Origin of the sequence: Pseudomonas citri (assembly GCF_025336485.1) — a bacterium.
Classification (GTDB): Bacteria; Pseudomonadota; Gammaproteobacteria; order Pseudomonadales; family Pseudomonadaceae; genus Aquipseudomonas; species Aquipseudomonas citri.
The window spans coordinates 89440-106599 of the sequence record NZ_JAODAB010000003.1; the positions used below are offsets into that span (position 1 = coordinate 89440).

A 17160-nucleotide genomic window follows, 5' to 3' on the forward strand; every position below is an offset into this window, starting at 1 on the left:
GATCGGCGGACAACGAAGCGAAGCGGTGCCCTAATCCGGAATACGATGTCCGAAGAAATAACGGACACCGCTCTTGAACCCAGTGGCATGGGCGCCTTCGAGAAAGGCTTCCAGAAGCGCTGATGCGTGCAGCGGTCTGAACACCCGGTCATGGTAGAAGCAAGAGCAGTCGATGCCGGTGGCACACTCGAAGCGCCGTCGTAGCTCGAAGGGGAAGTACGGTTCTCGCAGGCGTCGCAAAATTCGCTGGGCCAAGCCGATCACACTCAGCGGTTCACCGCCGTCCACACAGACTTGGTCTGTACCGAATCTACCTGTCAGTTCGGCGCATCTGTTCAGTACCGCGTGCCGATAGCTGTCGAGTGAATCGTAGTCCTGGTGGTCGCAAAGTTCGTATCCCGTCTCCAGGCAAGCTGAGAGATACACGGGAAGGATTTCGGCATCACTGATGGTCGCGACCCGCTCGAATGCCGCGAGAACGATGGGAATATCGGCCAGTTTTCCACGTCGCGTAAGCACGCCGCCCCAGGCCAGCGTCAGCTCAAGCCCCACTTCTTCGCAGGCAAGTCGTGTCGCGATGGTGTCGACAGTAGAAGCCGGTCCGGCATCGCCAAGCAGTTCTGCGCACAGGCGACGGTTTACCGGGTGGGTGTCGCCGCGGCCCAACTCGACGAGCCCTGGCATTGGGCTGAAATCGCCAAGTTTTGCCCACCTCAAGGCTTCCAGCCACCGGAAGTAATCGTCCTGCTGCGGCAACTGTCCGCTTTCCCTTTTGGGAGCGATGGTCACGACGTCAGGGTAGGCAAAGTACCCCCGCCCTTCCCAATCGACCATTTCGGGGTTGCCATAACGACTCCAGTCCATTGTCACTCCTCACAGTCGTCGCTTGCGATGGGTCAGGCTTTTGAGGCCAATGACTGCAGCGTACCAAAGCGCTTGTCCAGATTTCGACATACCGGACACAAGTCGCCGTTTTTCTCAAGATTACCCTCACCGACGGGGCAGCCGCCGGCCGCTGCCTTGGGAACCAGGTGATTGACTTGTCGCTCGTCTTGAATCTCGGCCTGCACCGGTGCGCGACCCAGCTTCGGCGTCAGATTCGCAACGACCTGGGCTTCGCTCGGTACATTGAAAACCCCTTGATAAGTGTCACGCAGGCTGTTCCAGGCACTTTTGTTCGCCTGCCGCTCCGCTGGCGTCACCGGTCGCCTGAAGACGTTGCAAGGCGCAGACGGAACGAGCCGGCTGCTGCAGGTGCAAGGAGGCGTCGCCGACTTGCGATTGGCCACGTCGCTCATCAACGTGGTGTATGTAGCAGCATGGGGGGCCACGTTGCCGGCGGAATCTTTCATGTACCAGTCATCCATCGTCATCGGCTTGCCGGCTGAGTGACGAGGTCCGTTACAACAGGCGCATTTGTTAGGGCTTTCATCCTCCAGTTCGCCCCAACCCACCGCTTCAAGGTTCGGGTTGGGCACCCCTACGCCAGGCGCGCTGGCGTGATTGCTGGTGGTGATGTCGCAGTGTCGGCAAACGTACTTGCCCTCGACCTGAACGTCCATCGACCAGGCCTGGAAATAGGTCTTGCCCGTAATCTGATGCGTGATCACCGACATTCCCCAGGCCCGGGTCGCCGCTTCGTCGCCGAGCATGGATGGCTGGTAATAGGACTGCTGAGACAACGCTGCTGGCTTGCGTTGCAGCATGACGGTCTTGGAGCCTTGTTTCAGCGTCGACGAGAAGGAGGTATCCGGATAAGGAATCGGAATCGGCCCGGCAGGTGGCCCTGGCGGCGAAAGGCAGACATCGGGGAACGAGGCGACCACTTTGCCCATGCCGGCTTTTCCGGCGATCTCATTGCTGTTGGCATAAACCTCGTGGGACATGTCAGCGCTCCCTCACTGTGCCACTGATAACCACTGCCGCGCGCGCGCCGTTCGCGGATGAGCTGTGCACCAGCGCAATCGGACCCGGGGCATAGCCACGCGCAAACGCTTGCTCGATCCAAGCGAGTTGTATCGCCCCCAGTGCTGCTCCACAGTCACCGACGTAGCTCGCGGGGAGCCATAAGTCCTGGGTCGGGCGGGTTTGCTGCATCAGGCGGGACTGGACCAGAGCCAGGTCCTCGAACCCATAGGCTTCGCCCGACACATCGCTCAAGCGCCAAGCGATGTCGTGCATGGCGACGCCGGCTTGTGCGATGGCCGCTGCGACAGCCGTTGCCATTCCCAGGCCAAGCTGTGGATCGTCGTTGAGCACGGTGGCGGAATCGCTCCCAATGCCCACGCCACGAACGACCAAGGAAGCCGCGCTTATCGGTTGTCGACTGACGAGTAGCACCGCTGCGCCTTCACCCGGTATCACTCCGTCTGAGCGTAGAGAGGTCTTGAGCCGGCCGCTCTGCTCCAACCAGAGCAGGCAACGGGGATCCGCGAGCGAATCCACGGCCACGATCAGGCAGGCGTCGCGGTCGGCCTGGTCCATGGCACTCCCTGCCAGACTCAACGCCTCAATGCTTGCAACATGCCCACGGGCCACATGGGCAGCACCTTTACGTTGCAGCTGCCAGCCTGATCGTGTCTCGACTTGCGTCACGATGCCGTCGATGCGCGAACCGGGTCTTTCCGGTTCGGACGTACAGAGAAGGAGCGGAAACTCGCCTAGATCCACACGCCCCGCCAACGTTGCACGGCTGTGATCAAGTACCTGAGCAAGCATCTCGACGAGCCTTGCACGCCCGTGGAGATCCTCCGCCACCGTGGGCACTCTCGCGCCGATGATCGGTTCCAGGCCCTCTTCGACCCACGGCAATTCATCGAAGCCGCTGATCCCTGCACGCATTGCCGCCGCGGCGGCCGCGGGTGACAGACCGACAGCGCAGACCAATCCCAGGCACGAAAGATAGACGGGCTGCATCATGTCTTCGCCTCCCGATGCCTGAATGAGGTGACCAGGTCAGCCAGGTTGGCGAAATGCGGTTTTCCGTGCAGGTCGGTATAACGGCGCTTACCGATCTGTATTTCACGCAATTGCGCCAGTTTGCGAGGCAGTGGTACCGATGTCCTGCCAAGCAATGTAAGCCGGACACAACCGGGCTCGAGAATAACGGTGTCGGCATTGATGACTGCCTGTACCTGGCGATTTTCGAAGCGAAAGGTCACCGGAATGTCGAAGGCCGGCGTCTGTGCGACGAACGCTCCACCCGCACTCATGTTGATGCAGGTGAAGCGTGTACCAGCCTCCAGACGATCCAACTGTTGGTCGAGCGGCGCTGCCTGGAAATAGCGCGTGTCGAAGTTTTCCGGCAGAAAGGGGCGGCGTGTCTCGAACCAGTGCCGGTCGTATGTCCCGGCGAAACCGACACGCGGCTGCCAGCCCCGGCCGACGGGCGCAAAACCGATGGGTTGCGGCTTATCCGTCCAAGCACTCATCAGATCGCCGTGGCGCTCCACGTTTGGCAGCCTCGTGTTGAGGATGCTGTCGTCTCGGTCATTGAGATGGAAGCCAACGCCGGTGACATTACGAAGATCGCTGCCACGTTTTTTTTCGTCGTCATGGGATTGATCGCTGCCACCAAAGGCACGATCCCAGGAAAGCGGTATCGAGGTGAAGGGCGACGGCGGCGACGCGATGATGCCGGTGACACCAAGCGTCCAAACGCGGTCACCGCTCACCACTGCAACCTTGTGAATACCAGCCCCCGCGAAGCCGACCTGTAGCCGGGTCACGGGGTCGCCGTTTGGAGAAACGGCCAGGGCGTGGACCAGCACATCAACCCGTGGCTTCACTGGGGCAAAGTCCGTCTCGAAACGGACCGATGTGGTACCTGGATCGCCGTGATGCTGATCGCAATAGACAAAGGGGGCTTGCTCCAATGCAGGCACGCAGCGGCCCTGATCTTCAACATCAAAGGTCGCCCTGACAACCACAACGCAGTGTTTCTGTCCGCTCTTATCTGTTGAAACAAAGCGTTCGGCGAGAAACGGGGTGGTGTTGCTGGTGATCTGCATGTGCGTGTCTGGCGACTCGTGCACAACGCCTGGCAGCATAAGAACCCTGTGCCGTGGCGCTACGAGCCCGCGCCTCCTTTTTTGTGGTGCACATTCCCTCTGGTTGTTTTGAACGATAGCACGCGGCTGGCTTTGCGCTTTGCCCGAGTCGTTGGCGATGAGGCGTCAGTGAGGTAAGGCGATTCACCGAATTGCCCCCATTAACCTCAATGCCTCGATAAGCCCAGCCGAAGCGCCGTACAGCGGTACATGGCCACGCATGAGTACCTGGGTGCTTCGGCGATAAGCCGCTGCTTCAATCTCGATGCGCTCGCCCACGCGCTTGGCGGTGACGGTTGCGTCCAGCTTGCCGGCCGGGTTCTCGATGCTCACTTCGATATCGGAATACTCCGTTGAAAGCGCTGCAACTGCACTCGCCACCTGGTTCGCAACGCTGCCTGGCAGCAAACACGCCGCCGCAAGACAGCAACCGCCCGAAACCGCCATGGAGGCATGTCCTGTTTGGGGAGTGAAGTATCGCACCGAAACATTGCCTCCATCGCTCGGCGCGCCGACGATGCAAGCCTTCGGGATGGTTTCGCTCCGCTCGATCTCCGCTCGGGTCATCAGCACGCCATCGCGACGGCGAAGCTGCATCTTGAGCCCCGCCGCAACCCAGACCTTGCGAAGTTCAGCCATGAACGCTGTATCGCTTTCAAGATCGGCGATCGGCTCATGAGCCGTCTTGCCGAAGCTCGAGGCCTTGACGATCACCATGGGTACCGCGACATTCACGCAGGAAACCTCATGCCCTTCAACGATATCGACCACGGCGCCGGTCGGGAGCAGCGCGCCAGTCTTGTTTCCTACCGGGGACTGCAAGAAAAGATCGACCTTGGGAAATGCCCCGAGCACGCCGGGGATCTCGGCAAGGGAAAACCGCCCATCTTCCTCGCGAAACATCCGGCTGATGGTGATGACTCCGGTGTTGGTGTTGTGGATTTCGATTTCACAAACACCGCTTGCAGGAGGTTCGATCATTCCACTGTCGACCGCCCAGAGCGGCAATGCCGCGGACATATTCCCGCAGTTCACGCTCCAGTCGATCTCGCCGTGGCCACTGGCAAGTTGCGCGAGCGTGCTGACGATCCGGCGCCCGCCCGGCGTGTGCTCGATGTCCGCCAGGAACACTTTGTTGCTCGTGGCGGGCCCCCGTCCAAGCCCGGATATCTGCCGATTCCCTGGCGCCTGCCCTGTCTGGGGCACGCCCATCAGGTGTCGGAGCAGCTCTGCGCGAAGCTTCTCGTCACTGGGAACCAGAGGCTCCCAGATCACCACCCCCGTGGAAGTACCCCCTCGCATGTGATGCACAGGAAACTCCAGGACGCCATGTCTGAACCGACAACGGAGGTCCTTGTGGTCAACCTCAGCACTTTTGGATTCGTACATAAGTGACTCCGATTGGTGGACAGGGGCAATGATTCTACCCTTAGCGAGGGCGCACCAGCTTTCAGAACACATGAAATGGCCGAACACATCAACAACACCCTCCATTCCCGTCTACGCTTGCTGAACGAGCCACTAAAACGCCGGACAACCCTGATCCGCAGGAAACGGATTGGACTGCGTGCGAATAGACCGATATGGAGATCCTCCTGTGGTGGATGGACAGCGGCATGCATTCAAGACGGCCCACTGATGCCCGAACCCGAGCCAGAGGACACCGTTGATGGCAATTACCCAAAGCAACCGCTTGGTACAGGTCGACAGCCCCCTCGGCGGCGATGTCCTGTTGCTGCAAGGCATGGACGGCAGCGAAGAGCTGGGGCGGTTGTTTCACTACGAGTTGGACCTCACCTCCGAAGACCGGGCGATCACCTTCGATCAATTGCTGGGCAAGCCGATGGGGCTGACCCTGGAGCTGCACGACGGCGGCAAACGCTATTTCCACGGCATCGCCAGCAGTTGTCGGCAGTTGACCGGTCATGGTCAGTTCGCCGGTTACCGCGTCAGCCTGCGGCCCTGGCTCTGGCTGCTGACACGGACCTCGGACTGTCGGATCTTCCAGAACAAGACGGTGCCGGACATCATCCAGCAGGTATTTCGCGACCTGGGTTTCTCCGATTTCGAGGACAACCTGAGCGGCAGCTACCGCGAGTGGGAATATTGCGTGCAGTACCGCGAGACCAGCTTCGACTTCGTCAGCCGGTTGATGGAGCAAGAAGGCATCTATTACTACTTTCGCCATGAAAAAGAACGCCATGTGCTGGTGCTGGCCGACGCCTATGGCGCCCACACCTCGGCGGCGAACTACGAATCGGTGCCCTTCTATCCGCCCGATCGGCAAATGCGCGAGCGCGATCATTTCTACGACTGGCAACTGGCGCGGGAAGTCCAACCCGGTTCGCTGGCGCTGAACGACTACGATTTCCAGCGCCCGCGTGCCAGCCTGGAGGTGCGCTCCAGCGTCTCGCGCGAGCACAGCAATAGCGACCACCCGCTCTACGACTATCCCGGTGAATACGTCCAGAGCAGCGATGGCGAGCACTATGCGCGCACGCGCATCGAAGCGATCCACAGCCAGTTCGAACGTGTACAGTTGCGTGGCCGCGCCCGTGGGCTGGGCTGCGGCCACCTGTTCAACCTGACCGGCTACGACCGTGGCGACCAGAACCGCGAATACCTGGTGGTGACAGCCCGTTATCAGATTCGCCAGGATCGCTACGAAACAGGGCAGGAAAGCGGGCAATCGGAGCAGGTCGAACAGTTCACCAGTGAGCTGGACTGCATGGACGCCCGGCAAGTGTTCCGTCCCCTGCCGCTGACGCCCATGCCCATCGTCCGCGGGCCCCAGACCGCCGTGGTGGTGGGCCCCAGTGGCGAGGAAATCTGGACCGACCAGCATGGCCGGGTCAAGGTGCACTTTCATTGGGATCGCCATGACCAATCCAACGAAAACAGCTCCTGCTGGATACGCGTGTCCCAGGCCTGGGCCGGCAAGAACTGGGGCGCCGTGCAGATCCCGCGGATCGGCCAGGAGGTGATCGTCGGCTTCCTCGAAGGCGATCCGGACCGGCCGATCATCACCGGCCGCGTCTACAACGCCGAACAGACCGTGCCCTACGCGCTGCCGGCCAATGCCACCCAGAGCGGGGTGAAAAGCCGCTCAAGCAAGGGGGGCTCCCCGGCCAACTTCAATGAAATCCGCATGGAGGACAAGAAAGGCGCCGAACAGCTATTTATCCACGCCGAGAAAAACCAGGACATCGAGGTCGAGAACGACGAGACCCACTGGGTCGGCCACGACCGTCGCAAAACCATCGATAACGACGAGACCGTACACGTCAAGCACGACCGCACCGAAACCGTCGATAACAACGAAACCATCACCATCGGTGTGGATCGCAAGGAAAAGGTCGGCAACAACGAAACCATCTCCGTCGGCGTAAACCGCACCGAGGATGTCGGCAGCAACGAAAAAATCACCATCGGCGCCAATCGCACCGAGAGCGTGGGCAGCAACGAGACCATCACCATTGGAGCGGACCGGACGGAAAAGGTCGGCGCCAACGAACGCATCAGCATTGCCAGCAACCGCAACGAGGACGTCGGCGGCAACGAGACCATCGGCATCTCGGGCAACCGCAACGAAACGGTCCAGGGCAATGAAGGCATCGAGATCAACGGTAACCAGAACACCCAGATCGGCCAAAGCGAGTCCCGCGACGTCGGCCAGAACCGTTCCAGCAACATCAAGCAGAACGACAGCCTGGACGTCGGCAAGCACTTTTCCCTCACCGCTGGCGACTCCATCACCCTGACCACAGGTGCGGCCAGCATCACCATGAAAAAGGACGGCACCATCACGATCAGCGGCAAGAACATCACCGTCGACGGCTCCGGCGCGATCAAGATCGAGGCCAATCGGAACGTGGTCGTCAAAGGCCAGAAGATCCTGCAGAACTAGCCATGGAGTGTGTGTCATGACCGTCTCATCCCCGCCGCCCGCCTCCTCCACACCCACTCGCCTGGAGGGCGTTGTCATCGGTGTGCTGCTGGATGTGCCCGAGGCGGATGCGCCAGTGGTGGGTTTTCCCGGTTGCCCCGGCGACACAGGCCTTGCGGCGCGCACCACCACGCCGTTGAGCCGCGAGGACATTGGCGCCCAGGTTGCGCTGATGTTCGAAGCCGGCGACCCGGCCCGGCCGCTGGTGATCGGTCGCATCCAGCGTCTGCCACAAACCGCGGGCCCCGTCGTCGCTCACCTGGATGGCGAACGGCTGGAGTTCAGCGCGGAACGGGAAATCGTCCTGCGCTGCGGCAAGGCGAGCATCACCCTCACCCGCGAAGGCAAGGTGCTGATCCGAGGGGCCTACTTGTCGAGCCGCTCATCGGGGGTGAACCGCATCAAGGGTGGTTCGGTGCAGATCAATTGAGACCGTCTCCGTAACAAGACAGGACCGCCATGCCCCCCCTCTCGTCAATAATCGAGCAACACGCCGAAGAAGCCTGCTTCCTCATCCTGCTTCACGATAACGCCGTGCGTGGGCCCCACTACGACCTCGATGACCTCGGCAAACTGGACGAACGCATCGACGCCCATCTGGACGGCTTGCGTATCGCCGGCCCGGTGGGCCTGGAGATCCTGCTCGCGCAGCTTGGTCCCCATACCGTCGGCGAGATGTTCGCCAGCGCGGTACTGGCTTTCGAAACGGCAGATGCAAAGGTCTTGTCGCGACTCAGCGGACATCTGCGAAACGCCATCGAAACGGAGCGTGGTTATCTGATGGCCTTGGGTTGGCTAGACTGGGAACGGGTATCGCCCTGGATCGACCTGATGCTCGCCTCCCCCGAACCGCTGTTCCGTCGCCTGGGCCTGGCCGCCTGCGGCATGCATCGCCGGGACCCAGGCCCCGTCCTGCTGACCGAACTGTCCCATGCCGATCCCAGTGTGCTGGCACGGGCGGCCCGCACGGCCGGTGAAGTACGCCGACATGACCTGCTGTCGGCCATCGCCGCACATCGCCTACATGCAGACCCGAGCACACGTTTCTGGGCCAACTGGGCGATCGCGCAGATGGGCGACGGGCCCGCCCTGGAGCTGCTGCGCCCGTTCGCAGAACGACCGGGGGTGTTCCAGTACCGCGCGCTCTGTGTCTTATTGGCCTGGCAACCCCGCGAATATAGCGTCGCCTGGATCCGCCAACTGATCCAGGCCCCCACCGGGCGACGCATTGGCATCCAGGCCATCGGGCTACTCGGCGATCCTGTCAGCGTGCCGTGGCTGATCCAGCAGATGAGCGACCTGCCCTATGCCCGCGTCGCCGGCGAAGCCTTCAGCCTCATGACTGGCACAGACCTGGCGCTGCTGGACCTGGAACTTCAGGACCTGCCGGATTTCGATGCCGGCCCGAGCGATGACCCACAAGATCCCAACGTCGCCATGGACCCTGATGAAAACCTGCCTTGGCCCGATCCGCAATCAATCGAACAATGGTGGCAAGCCAACGGCGGACAATGCCAGGTGGGAACGTGTTATCGGTTGGGATTGGCGCACAGCGAACACAGCTTTCAGCAAATCCTTGCCCAGGGCCAGCAACGCCAACGCATCGCCGCCGCTTGCGGCCTCGCCCGCTTTCGGCCGCACGATGTGCTGTTTCCCACCAGCGCGCCAGCGTGGCGGCAAAAGGGGTTGTTGGGAAAGCTGCAAAACCAGGCTTGAGCGAGCCTGTCTGTTTCAGACCAATACCCTGTGATTTCAGGCAAGCTTTTACCCCGCCAATTGCCCGATAATGCCCCCCTGCCCCAACCAGGTAACCGTCCTCGATGAACGTCCTGAAGACCGCGCTACGCGACAAGACCTTCGTCTGTGTCATGGAATTCGTGCCCAAGCCCTCCAGCGGCCGCTTTGCCACGCTCGAAGCGGTGATGGCCCGCACTCGCCTGTGCGACTGGCCCCTGGCGGTGTCCATCGCCGACCGCGTCGGCAGCAGCCTGGACATGTCGCCGCTGGACGCCTGCAACAGCCTCACCCAGCCGATGCCGACGCTGCTGCACTTTTCCGGCAAGGATCGCGAACGCGGCGACTTGCTCGCGCAGTTGCCGCACATGGACGCCGCCGGCCTGGAACAACTGTTGCTGCTCACCGGCGACCGGCTGCCCGGCCATGCGCCAGGCGAGCGTCCGGTGCGTTACCTGGAATCCGTCGCGGCGTTGCAGATCGTCCGTCAGGCCCGTCCTGACTGGTTGCTCGGCGCGGCGCTCAATCCGTTCAAGTACCGCGAGGAAGAAGGCGGCGCCCAGTACTTCAAGGCCGAAAAGAAACTCGCCGCCGGTGCCGACTTCCTCATCCTGCAATTGGGCTTCGACATGGCGAAGTACCGCGAAGCCGTGGATTGGATGGACCGCCAGGCGCAGCCAAAGCCCCTGCTGGCCTGCGTCATGGCCCTGACCGAGGGCCGCGCCAGGATGCTCGAACACGTCGCGGGTGTGACCGTCAGCCCGTCGATGCGCGCGGTGCTGGCCGCCGAGGCCGCCGTTTCCAAGCAATACGCCAAGGACCGGGCGACCGAACGCCTGGCCTTGCAGATCATCGGCCTGCGGCTGATGGGGTATGCCGGGATCAACCTGTCCGGCGTCCACGAACTGGAGCAGTTCCAGGCGCTGGAGCAAGCCCTCGAACCCTTGCTAAGACAAATCCACACCCTGGAAGAATGGGAACCCGCGTGGCAAGCCGCCTGGACACAGGCGCCGTTGCCGCCAGTCACCTTTCACCCGCCCGGGCACGATTGGCACGCCGGTCAGCGTCAGGTCAGCGCCTCCACCCGGGAGAAGCTGCGCTACCGCCTGCTGGACGCGATGCACCACCAGTTCTTCAGTCGCACCACCACCCTGAGCAAAGTGTTCGGCTGGGCCGTCACCCGACCGCTGTGGCGCAACCCCGCGCCTGCGCAGTGGCTGCATCAGTTGGAACGCCGGATCAAGCGCCCCTTGGTGGGTTGCGACACCTGCGGACGTTGCCGGCTGGAAGACACGCTCTACGTCTGCCCCGAGACGTGCCCGAAGGGATTGGCCAACGGCCCTTGCGGCGGCACCAGCCTCAACCGTTGCGAGTTCGGCGATCGGGAGTGCGTGCACAGCGTCAAGTATCGGCTGGCGGTCAGCGTGGCGCAGACCCAGGTGCTCACCGACCGGTTGATTCCCTGCATCCAGGTCGAGCACCGCCACCGCAGCTCGTGGCCGATCTGGTTCGATGCAGCAGCGCCCAAGCCTCAACCCGTGCTGCCCGACGCATTGCCTGAATTCAACGACTGAATGTGAGGGGGCCTGCTTCGCAGGCCAGCGGGAGCAAGCTCCCTCGCCACAGGAGCAGCGTCCTGCACATTTGCAGGATCGGGCAATCATCCGCCTTGATCGTGCAATCAGCGCCGAGCATTCCTTCCTATAGTCAACCAGAGTCAATCCCTCTGGAGCTGTCGTCTATGAGCGCCCTCAATATCAATGGCCGTGAGTACACGGTCGATGTCGACCCCGGCACCCCGATTCTCTGGACCCTGCGCGACACGCTGGGCATGACCGGCACCAAGTTTGGTTGCGGCGCGGCCCTGTGCGGGGCTTGTACCGTGCACCTGGACGGCCAGGCCATCCGCTCCTGCGTGACGCCCATCGCGGCGGCCGAAGGCAAGAAAATCACCACCATCGAAGCCGCCACCGACGGCAGCGACCCGGTCGGCCGTGCCGTGCACGAGGCGTGGGTCAAGCACGACGTCGCGCAATGCGGATACTGCCAGAGCGGCCAGATCATGAGCGCGACTGCATTCCTCAAGGCCCAGCCCAAGGGCAAGCAGCCCACGACAGCGGAAATCGATTCGGCCATGGCCGGCAACATCTGCCGCTGTGGCACTTACGCCCGTATCCGCGCCGCGGTGGCCGATGCCGCCAAAGCCCTCGCCTGATCGGAGCCGACCATGTTGAACGAAATCTTCCCGAACGAGCTCCCTCGCGCCTTGCAGCACCTGCTTGAACGCGACGAGGCTGATAGCCCCGCTGCGTTGCCCCGCCGCAGTTTTCTCAAGATCGTCGGCATCGGCGGGTTGGCCTTGGGCGCGTTTCCCCACCTGGCCCTGGCGCAGGAGGCCAATGGCACCACCGCCGCGCCGCTCAAGCCGACCCAACAACCCTCCGCCTTCGTGCAGATCGCGCCCAGCGGCGAAGTCACGGTGACCATCAACCGCTTGGAGTTCGGCCAGGGCGTGCAGACAGGCTTGCCAATGATTCTGGCCGAAGAGCTTGATGCCGACTGGAGCCTGGTGCGCAGCCGTAACGGTAACAATGACGCCGCCTACATGGACCCGGCCTTCGGCATCCACCTCACCGGCGGCTCCAATTCGATCAAGAACAGCTACACCCAGTACCGCGAGCTCGGCGCCCGCGCTCGCGCCATGTTGTTGAGCGCAGCCGCCGCGCGCTGGAACGTCGATGTGGCGAGTCTGACCACCCAGGCTGGCACCGTGCTGGGCCCGGCGGGCCGCAAAGCGAGCTACGGCGAACTGGCCGAAGCCGCGATGGCGATGCCAGTGCCCGAGCAGATCACGCTCAAGGACCCCAAGGATTTCCGCATCATCGGCCAGGCCACCACGCGCATCGATGCCAAGGCCAAGAGCAGCGGCCAGCAGGCGTTCGGCATCGACATGCACCTGCCCGGGCAACTCACCGCTGTCGTGGCTCGGCCACCGGTGTTCGGCGCCAGGATCGCGACGCTGGATGACAGCGCCGCACGCGCCGCGAAGGGCGTCAAGGCGGTGTTGCGCGTGCCGTTGGACGGCGGCGCCGAAGGTGTTGCGGTGGTGGCGGACAGTTACTGGCAGGCGAAGCTGGCACGCGATGCGTTGAAGGTGGAGTGGAACACCGCAGGCGTCGAGAAAGTGGACAGCGAAAAACAACTGGGACAATACCGGGAACTGGCCGACCAGCCCGGCCCGCGCCACTTCGATGCCGACATGGCGCCGCTGGCCAACGCACCGCATCGGCTGGACGCCGAGTTCGTGTTCCCTTATCTCGCCCACGCCCCGATGGAGCCTCTCAACTGCACGGTGCAATTGGCCGACCAGGGAGCTCAATTGTGGGTCGGCACGCAGTTCGCCGGCGGCGATGGCGCCGCGGCCGCCAAGGTGCTGGGCCTCAAGCCCGAGCAGGTCCTGGTGAATGTGCAGACCGCCGGCGGCGGCTTTGGCCGGCGTGGCGTGCCCACCAACGATTTCGTCGTCCTGGCGTGCGAAGTCGCCAAGGCCGCGCGCACCGCGGGGGTCAACGCGCCGATCCGCACCCTCTGGAGTCGGGAAGACGACATCAAGGGCGGCTACTACCGCCCCATGCACCTGCACCGCGCGCGCATCGGTTTCGATGACAGCGGCAAGGTGCTGGCCTGGGACCATACGCTGGTCGGCCAATCCATCCTCAGCGGCACGCTGTTTGGCGCTCGGGTGAAAAACGGCATCGACCCCACCGCCACCGAAGGCCTGCGCGATCCCTACCCTGTGCCCATGCGCCTGACGGTGCATCACCCCAAGCTCAATGTCCCGGTGCTGTGGTGGCGCAGCGTCGGCTCCACCCACACGGCATTCGTGATGGAAACCTTGATCGACGAGATCGCCCGCACGACCAGGCAGGACCCCGTGGCTTACCGGATGAAGCTGTTCGGCGAGCAAAGCCCCCGCCATCGCGCGGCATTGCAGTTGGCGGTCGACAAGAGCGAGTACGGCAAGCGTCAACTGCCCGAGGGCCGCGCCTGGGGCGTGGCGGTGCACGAGTCGTTCGATTCGGTGGTGGCCTACGTCGTCGAAGCTTCAGTGCAGGGCGGTCGCGCGGTGCTGCACAACGTGACGGCCGGCGTGCACTGCAACCTGGCGGTCAACCCGCGCAGCGTCGAGGCGCAGGTGCAAGGCGCGGCGCTGATGGGCTTGTCGATGTGCCTGCCCGGCGGTGCCATCACCCTGAAAGACGGCGTGGTACAGCAAAGCAATTTTGCCGATTTCAGTGTGCCGCGCATCACCGACATGCCAGAGATCGCCGTGCACATCGTGCCGAGCGCGGAGCCTCCCACCGGGATGGGTGAGCCCGGCCTGCCGGCACTGGCCCCGGCTTTCGCAAACGCCGTGGCCAGCCTGACCGGCAGACCGGTGCGTGAGTTGCCGTTCAAGCTGGCGTGACGGACACGGGCGGCTTGTGCGGCTGGATAGCCCTGCCGCACAGTCCCTTGAGAAGCAACGTCATAAACGCATTCGCTTGATGTCCCGCTGCGGCGGTTCTCCAAACAGGCGACTGTATTCACGGCTGAACTGCGAGGCGCTCTCATAACCCACCAGCCCTCCGGCACTGCTCGCGTCGACCTTCTGGTTCAACATCAACTGTCGGGCGGCTTGTAGCCGCAACTGTTTCTGGTACTGCAACGGGCTCATGCCGGTCACGGTACGAAAATGCTGGCGAAACGTGGAAGGACTCATGTGGGCTTGTGCCGCCAGATCGTCCATGCGCAACGCCTGGCGAAAATTCAGTTTCAGCCACGCCACCGTCTTGGCGATGTGCTGGCTCGGCGAGCCGGCCGCGATGACATGCAGCAACTGCGGCGCGTGAGCACCACTCAACAGGCGCGCGACGATCTCTTCCTTGATCAGCGGAGCCAGCACTTCAAGCAGGTGCGGTTCCTCCAACAGGCTGATCAGTCGCCCCAGGGCATCGAGCACCGCGTCGTCCAGTGCCTGCACGGTGATCGGTCGAAACGCGTTGTCCTTCATGCGTTGTGACAAGTGCATGCGCTCTGCCACTTGCATCACCATCGCGCTCTCGAATTTCAGCATCATGCCCAGGAAAGGCCTGTCGACGCTGGCTTGGGAGACACGTGAAATGACGGGCAGGTCCACGCAGGCCACCATGGACTGACCGGGCGCGCAGGCCAGTATCTCGTCGCCAATCATGGCTTGCTTGCAACCTTGCACGGCAATGCCGATGCCCAAGCCGTAGAGGCAATGTGTCGGTTCAGTGATTGCGTCGCGCCGATGCAGGCTCAAGCCGGCAATGGCAGTCACCTGGTCGCCATTGCCTGGCAATAGCCGACTGACCGAGACGGCCAGGCGACTGATGTCGCCGGTGCCCGGGGCGCTGATTGAATCGGTGTGCACATCCCACTCCTTGAAAACATCGGGCCCACGACGGATCGCGGATCATGGCGAACACTGTTGGCCATGACCGCAGTCGTTGATCAGTTTGAGCGCAGTATGCTCGGGCCATTTGCCTGATCGGCGAAAGTTCTTGCACGATCCGACGAGCCGAAACGGCTTTGAGTAACATCGGCCCGCGCATGACAAGATATTTCAGGGGTGTTGACTGCACAAAACGATGGGTTCGCAGAGGCCCTACAGGCTCTGGAAGATGTAGTCGGTGGAGTGCCGGTCATCCAACGCGATACCCACCCGTTGCAGCTGTTCGGCCAGCGCCGGCGTCTCGACCCTCACTGTCCAATCCAGGCCTGCCGGTGACACTGGCGCCTGGTCATAGCGGGCAATTGCTTCAAGCCACCGCGCTCGGTCCGGCAGGTACACCGCCAACGCGTCGCCCTTCCAGGCCGCGACGGTCATGCCCATGGCTTCACACAGCGCAATCTTGGCCTGCGCATCGTCCCTGTCGGCTTGGCGGGAGCGTTCGATCTGATCGGCCAGGATCGGGTCGACCACGCGGTCAGTGAAAAGGACCTCACCCTCCTCCCAGACTTCGGGAGGACAGATTTTCTCCTTTGGGTTCAAGGCAATGAGCGGATTGATTTCCATCGGGTAGATCCGACACACCAACGGCCGCTCTTCATAGATTCCACAACGACCGTCATCACCAAGGTTGCGGCATTGCGTCAGTGCATTACCGGCCAGTACCGCAACGACGCGGATCCGCGCGTCGCCACTGGTGACTTCCACGGCTCTCTGGGCGCTATGGGTAAATTGGCGCGGTTGCGTAGGCCAGGTCGATTCATCGAATGCCTCCAGTACCACCGCCACCTCATGGCCGCGATTCAGCCACTGCCGTGCTTCATCCAGCGTCAATGGAATCAGCCGGCCTTTGCAGCAGATTCCACAACCGTTGCAGGCAAAGCGGATCGTGTTGTTTTCCATATCAGCTACTCGTACACATTTTCGACCACCCACAAAAAGCCCCGTCACTCGATACGTCTGTGACGGGGCCTGGGGCGCGAAAGTATGGGGAGCGACGCGTCGATCCGCTTGCCGGATCCGCCGGCATTTTTGCCTGATCCAAGGGGATTTCAGGTTAACCCTCGAGATCGAAACGAGCGTGCCACATGACAACCGCTGTTGATGGATCAGGTACTCTCGGACTCGGGGATCATTTCGCCATCGCGGCGGTTTCTATCAACCGGGCGACCGGCCCGGGGTTTGAAACCATCACCACGTGAGAAGCTCCCTTGACCACTTTCACCGCCTTGGCATCGGCACGCTGGGCCATGAACGCCATGGCTTGCGGCGGGATGTTCTTGTCCTGGTCGCCATAGATGTGCCAGGACGCGATGTGTTTCCAGGCGGGCGGCCCGGCCTGCTCGTTCAGGGCCGCTTCGGTGACCGGCCGCTGAGTGGCGGCCATCAAGGCTGCCTGTCCGGCGGGAACGTCGGCGGCGAACTGGTCGTGGAACTTGTCTTGCTGGATGTACAGGTCCTTGCCGCCATCGCCCAGGGCGACGGGTGCGGCCAGGGTCGGCCCAAGGGTGCTGCCGGGGAACTTACCGGCGAGCCCGGCGACGGTTTCCCCGGCCTCGGGGGCGAACGCACTGACGTAGACCAGTGCCTTGACGTTGGGGTGGTCATTGGCCGCGGCGCTGATGACGTTGCCGCCGTAGGAATGGCCGACCAGCACCACTGGCGAATGGATGCTCGACAGCAAGGCGGAAACTGCTGCGCCGTCGCTACTCACGCTGCGCAATGGATTGGCGGCGGCCACCACCGTATAGCCATCTTTTTCGAGGATTTTCGCCACGCCATTCCAGCTCGACGCGTCGGCAAAGGCGCCGTGCACCAGCACGACTGTCGGTTTTTCGGTTTGCGCCGAGGCATGGGCGGCCATCATCAGGCTTGCTGTACAGGCCAAAGCGGTCATTAATTTTTTCATGGCTGAC

The 17160-nt window shown here is 62.5% G+C and carries 14 protein-coding genes; 6 read left to right on the forward strand and 8 right to left on the reverse strand.

Annotation, left to right across the window (positions count from 1 at the left end; translation table 11 throughout):
- Positions 1-30: 30 nt before the first annotated feature.
- From N4Q37_RS04515 to N4Q37_RS04535, 5 genes are all read right to left on the reverse strand, one after another.
- On the reverse strand, positions 31-864 hold the full coding sequence (locus N4Q37_RS04515) for a hypothetical protein (RefSeq protein ID WP_260955703.1): 834 nt from the start codon (positions 862-864) through the stop codon (positions 31-33).
- A 32-nt stretch (positions 865-896) separates the two neighbouring features.
- On the reverse strand, positions 897-1886 hold the full coding sequence (locus N4Q37_RS04520) for a DUF4150 domain-containing protein (protein WP_260955704.1): 990 nt from the start codon (positions 1884-1886) through the stop codon (positions 897-899).
- A gap of 1 nt (position 1887) precedes the next feature.
- Positions 1888-2919, reverse strand: coding sequence for a hypothetical protein (locus N4Q37_RS04525; protein ID WP_260955705.1), 1032 nt, complete (start codon positions 2917-2919; stop codon positions 1888-1890).
- Complete coding sequence (locus N4Q37_RS04530; protein WP_260955706.1) at positions 2916-4010, reverse strand: DUF2169 family type VI secretion system accessory protein; 1095 nt, start codon at positions 4008-4010, stop codon at positions 2916-2918. The genes N4Q37_RS04525 and N4Q37_RS04530 overlap by 4 nt, the downstream gene beginning before the upstream one ends.
- 183 nt (positions 4011-4193) lie before the next feature.
- Positions 4194-5438, reverse strand: a complete 1245-nt coding sequence (locus N4Q37_RS04535; RefSeq protein ID WP_260955707.1) for a PrpF domain-containing protein — start codon at positions 5436-5438, stop codon at positions 4194-4196.
- A gap of 280 nt (positions 5439-5718) precedes the next feature.
- On the opposite strand from N4Q37_RS04535, the gene N4Q37_RS04540 reads away from it, so the two are divergent.
- The 6 genes from N4Q37_RS04540 to N4Q37_RS04565 all read left to right on the forward strand — a co-directional run bounded on the left by N4Q37_RS04540 (position 5719) and on the right by N4Q37_RS04565 (position 14197).
- Positions 5719-7956, forward strand: coding sequence for a type VI secretion system Vgr family protein (locus N4Q37_RS04540; protein ID WP_260955708.1), 2238 nt, complete (start codon positions 5719-5721; stop codon positions 7954-7956).
- Positions 7957-7972: 16 nt separating this feature from the next.
- Positions 7973-8425: a phage baseplate assembly protein V gene (locus N4Q37_RS04545; protein WP_260955709.1), complete on the forward strand. Its 453-nt coding sequence runs from the start codon at positions 7973-7975 to the stop codon at positions 8423-8425.
- Positions 8426-8454: 29 nt separating this feature from the next.
- A complete protein-coding gene (locus N4Q37_RS04550; protein WP_260955710.1) occupies positions 8455-9711 on the forward strand; it encodes a TIGR02270 family protein in 1257 nt (418 codons plus the stop codon).
- A gap of 104 nt (positions 9712-9815) precedes the next feature.
- Complete coding sequence (locus N4Q37_RS04555) at positions 9816-11303, forward strand: methylenetetrahydrofolate reductase C-terminal domain-containing protein (RefSeq protein ID WP_260955711.1); 1488 nt, start codon at positions 9816-9818, stop codon at positions 11301-11303.
- A 167-nt stretch (positions 11304-11470) separates the two neighbouring features.
- A complete protein-coding gene (locus N4Q37_RS04560; RefSeq protein WP_260955712.1) occupies positions 11471-11944 on the forward strand; it encodes a (2Fe-2S)-binding protein in 474 nt (157 codons plus the stop codon).
- Positions 11945-11956: 12 nt separating this feature from the next.
- Entirely contained in the window at positions 11957-14197 is a 2241-nt protein-coding gene (locus N4Q37_RS04565) for a xanthine dehydrogenase family protein molybdopterin-binding subunit (protein ID WP_260955713.1), read from the forward strand.
- A gap of 60 nt (positions 14198-14257) precedes the next feature.
- On the opposite strand, the gene N4Q37_RS04570 is transcribed toward N4Q37_RS04565, so the two are convergent.
- From N4Q37_RS04570 to N4Q37_RS04580, 3 genes are all read right to left on the reverse strand, one after another.
- Positions 14258-15166, reverse strand: a complete 909-nt coding sequence (locus N4Q37_RS04570; RefSeq protein ID WP_260955714.1) for an AraC family transcriptional regulator — start codon at positions 15164-15166, stop codon at positions 14258-14260.
- A gap of 234 nt (positions 15167-15400) precedes the next feature.
- Positions 15401-16147, reverse strand: coding sequence for a YkgJ family cysteine cluster protein (locus N4Q37_RS04575; protein WP_260955715.1), 747 nt, complete (start codon positions 16145-16147; stop codon positions 15401-15403).
- A gap of 229 nt (positions 16148-16376) precedes the next feature.
- The gene (locus tag N4Q37_RS04580; RefSeq protein WP_260955716.1) at positions 16377-17153 is read right to left on the reverse strand and encodes an alpha/beta fold hydrolase; all 777 of its coding nucleotides are present in this window, start codon (positions 17151-17153) and stop codon (positions 16377-16379) included.
- Positions 17154-17160 lie beyond the last annotated feature (7 nt).

Excerpts from the sequence above, each read along its gene's own strand:
- N4Q37_RS04515 (WP_260955703.1), bottom strand. The coding sequence starts at position 864 with ATGGACTGGAGTCGTTATGGCAACCCCGAAATGGTCGATTGGGAAGGG.
- N4Q37_RS04520 (WP_260955704.1), bottom strand. The coding sequence starts at position 1,886 with ATGTCCCACGAGGTTTATGCCAACAGCAATGAGATCGCCGGAAAAGCC.
- N4Q37_RS04525 (WP_260955705.1), bottom strand. The coding sequence starts at position 2,919 with ATGATGCAGCCCGTCTATCTTTCGTGCCTGGGATTGGTCTGCGCTGTC.
- N4Q37_RS04530 (WP_260955706.1), bottom strand. The coding sequence starts at position 4,010 with ATGCAGATCACCAGCAACACCACCCCGTTTCTCGCCGAACGCTTTGTT.
- N4Q37_RS04535 (WP_260955707.1), bottom strand. The coding sequence starts at position 5,438 with ATGTACGAATCCAAAAGTGCTGAGGTTGACCACAAGGACCTCCGTTGT.
- N4Q37_RS04540 (WP_260955708.1), top strand. The coding sequence starts at position 5,719 with ATGGCAATTACCCAAAGCAACCGCTTGGTACAGGTCGACAGCCCCCTC.
- N4Q37_RS04545 (WP_260955709.1), top strand. The coding sequence starts at position 7,973 with ATGACCGTCTCATCCCCGCCGCCCGCCTCCTCCACACCCACTCGCCTG.
- N4Q37_RS04550 (WP_260955710.1), top strand. The coding sequence starts at position 8,455 with ATGCCCCCCCTCTCGTCAATAATCGAGCAACACGCCGAAGAAGCCTGC.
- N4Q37_RS04555 (WP_260955711.1), top strand. The coding sequence starts at position 9,816 with ATGAACGTCCTGAAGACCGCGCTACGCGACAAGACCTTCGTCTGTGTC.
- N4Q37_RS04560 (WP_260955712.1), top strand. The coding sequence starts at position 11,471 with ATGAGCGCCCTCAATATCAATGGCCGTGAGTACACGGTCGATGTCGAC.
- N4Q37_RS04565 (WP_260955713.1), top strand. The coding sequence starts at position 11,957 with ATGTTGAACGAAATCTTCCCGAACGAGCTCCCTCGCGCCTTGCAGCAC.
- N4Q37_RS04575 (WP_260955715.1), bottom strand. The coding sequence starts at position 16,147 with ATGGAAAACAACACGATCCGCTTTGCCTGCAACGGTTGTGGAATCTGC.
- N4Q37_RS04580 (WP_260955716.1), bottom strand. The coding sequence starts at position 17,153 with ATGAAAAAATTAATGACCGCTTTGGCCTGTACAGCAAGCCTGATGATG.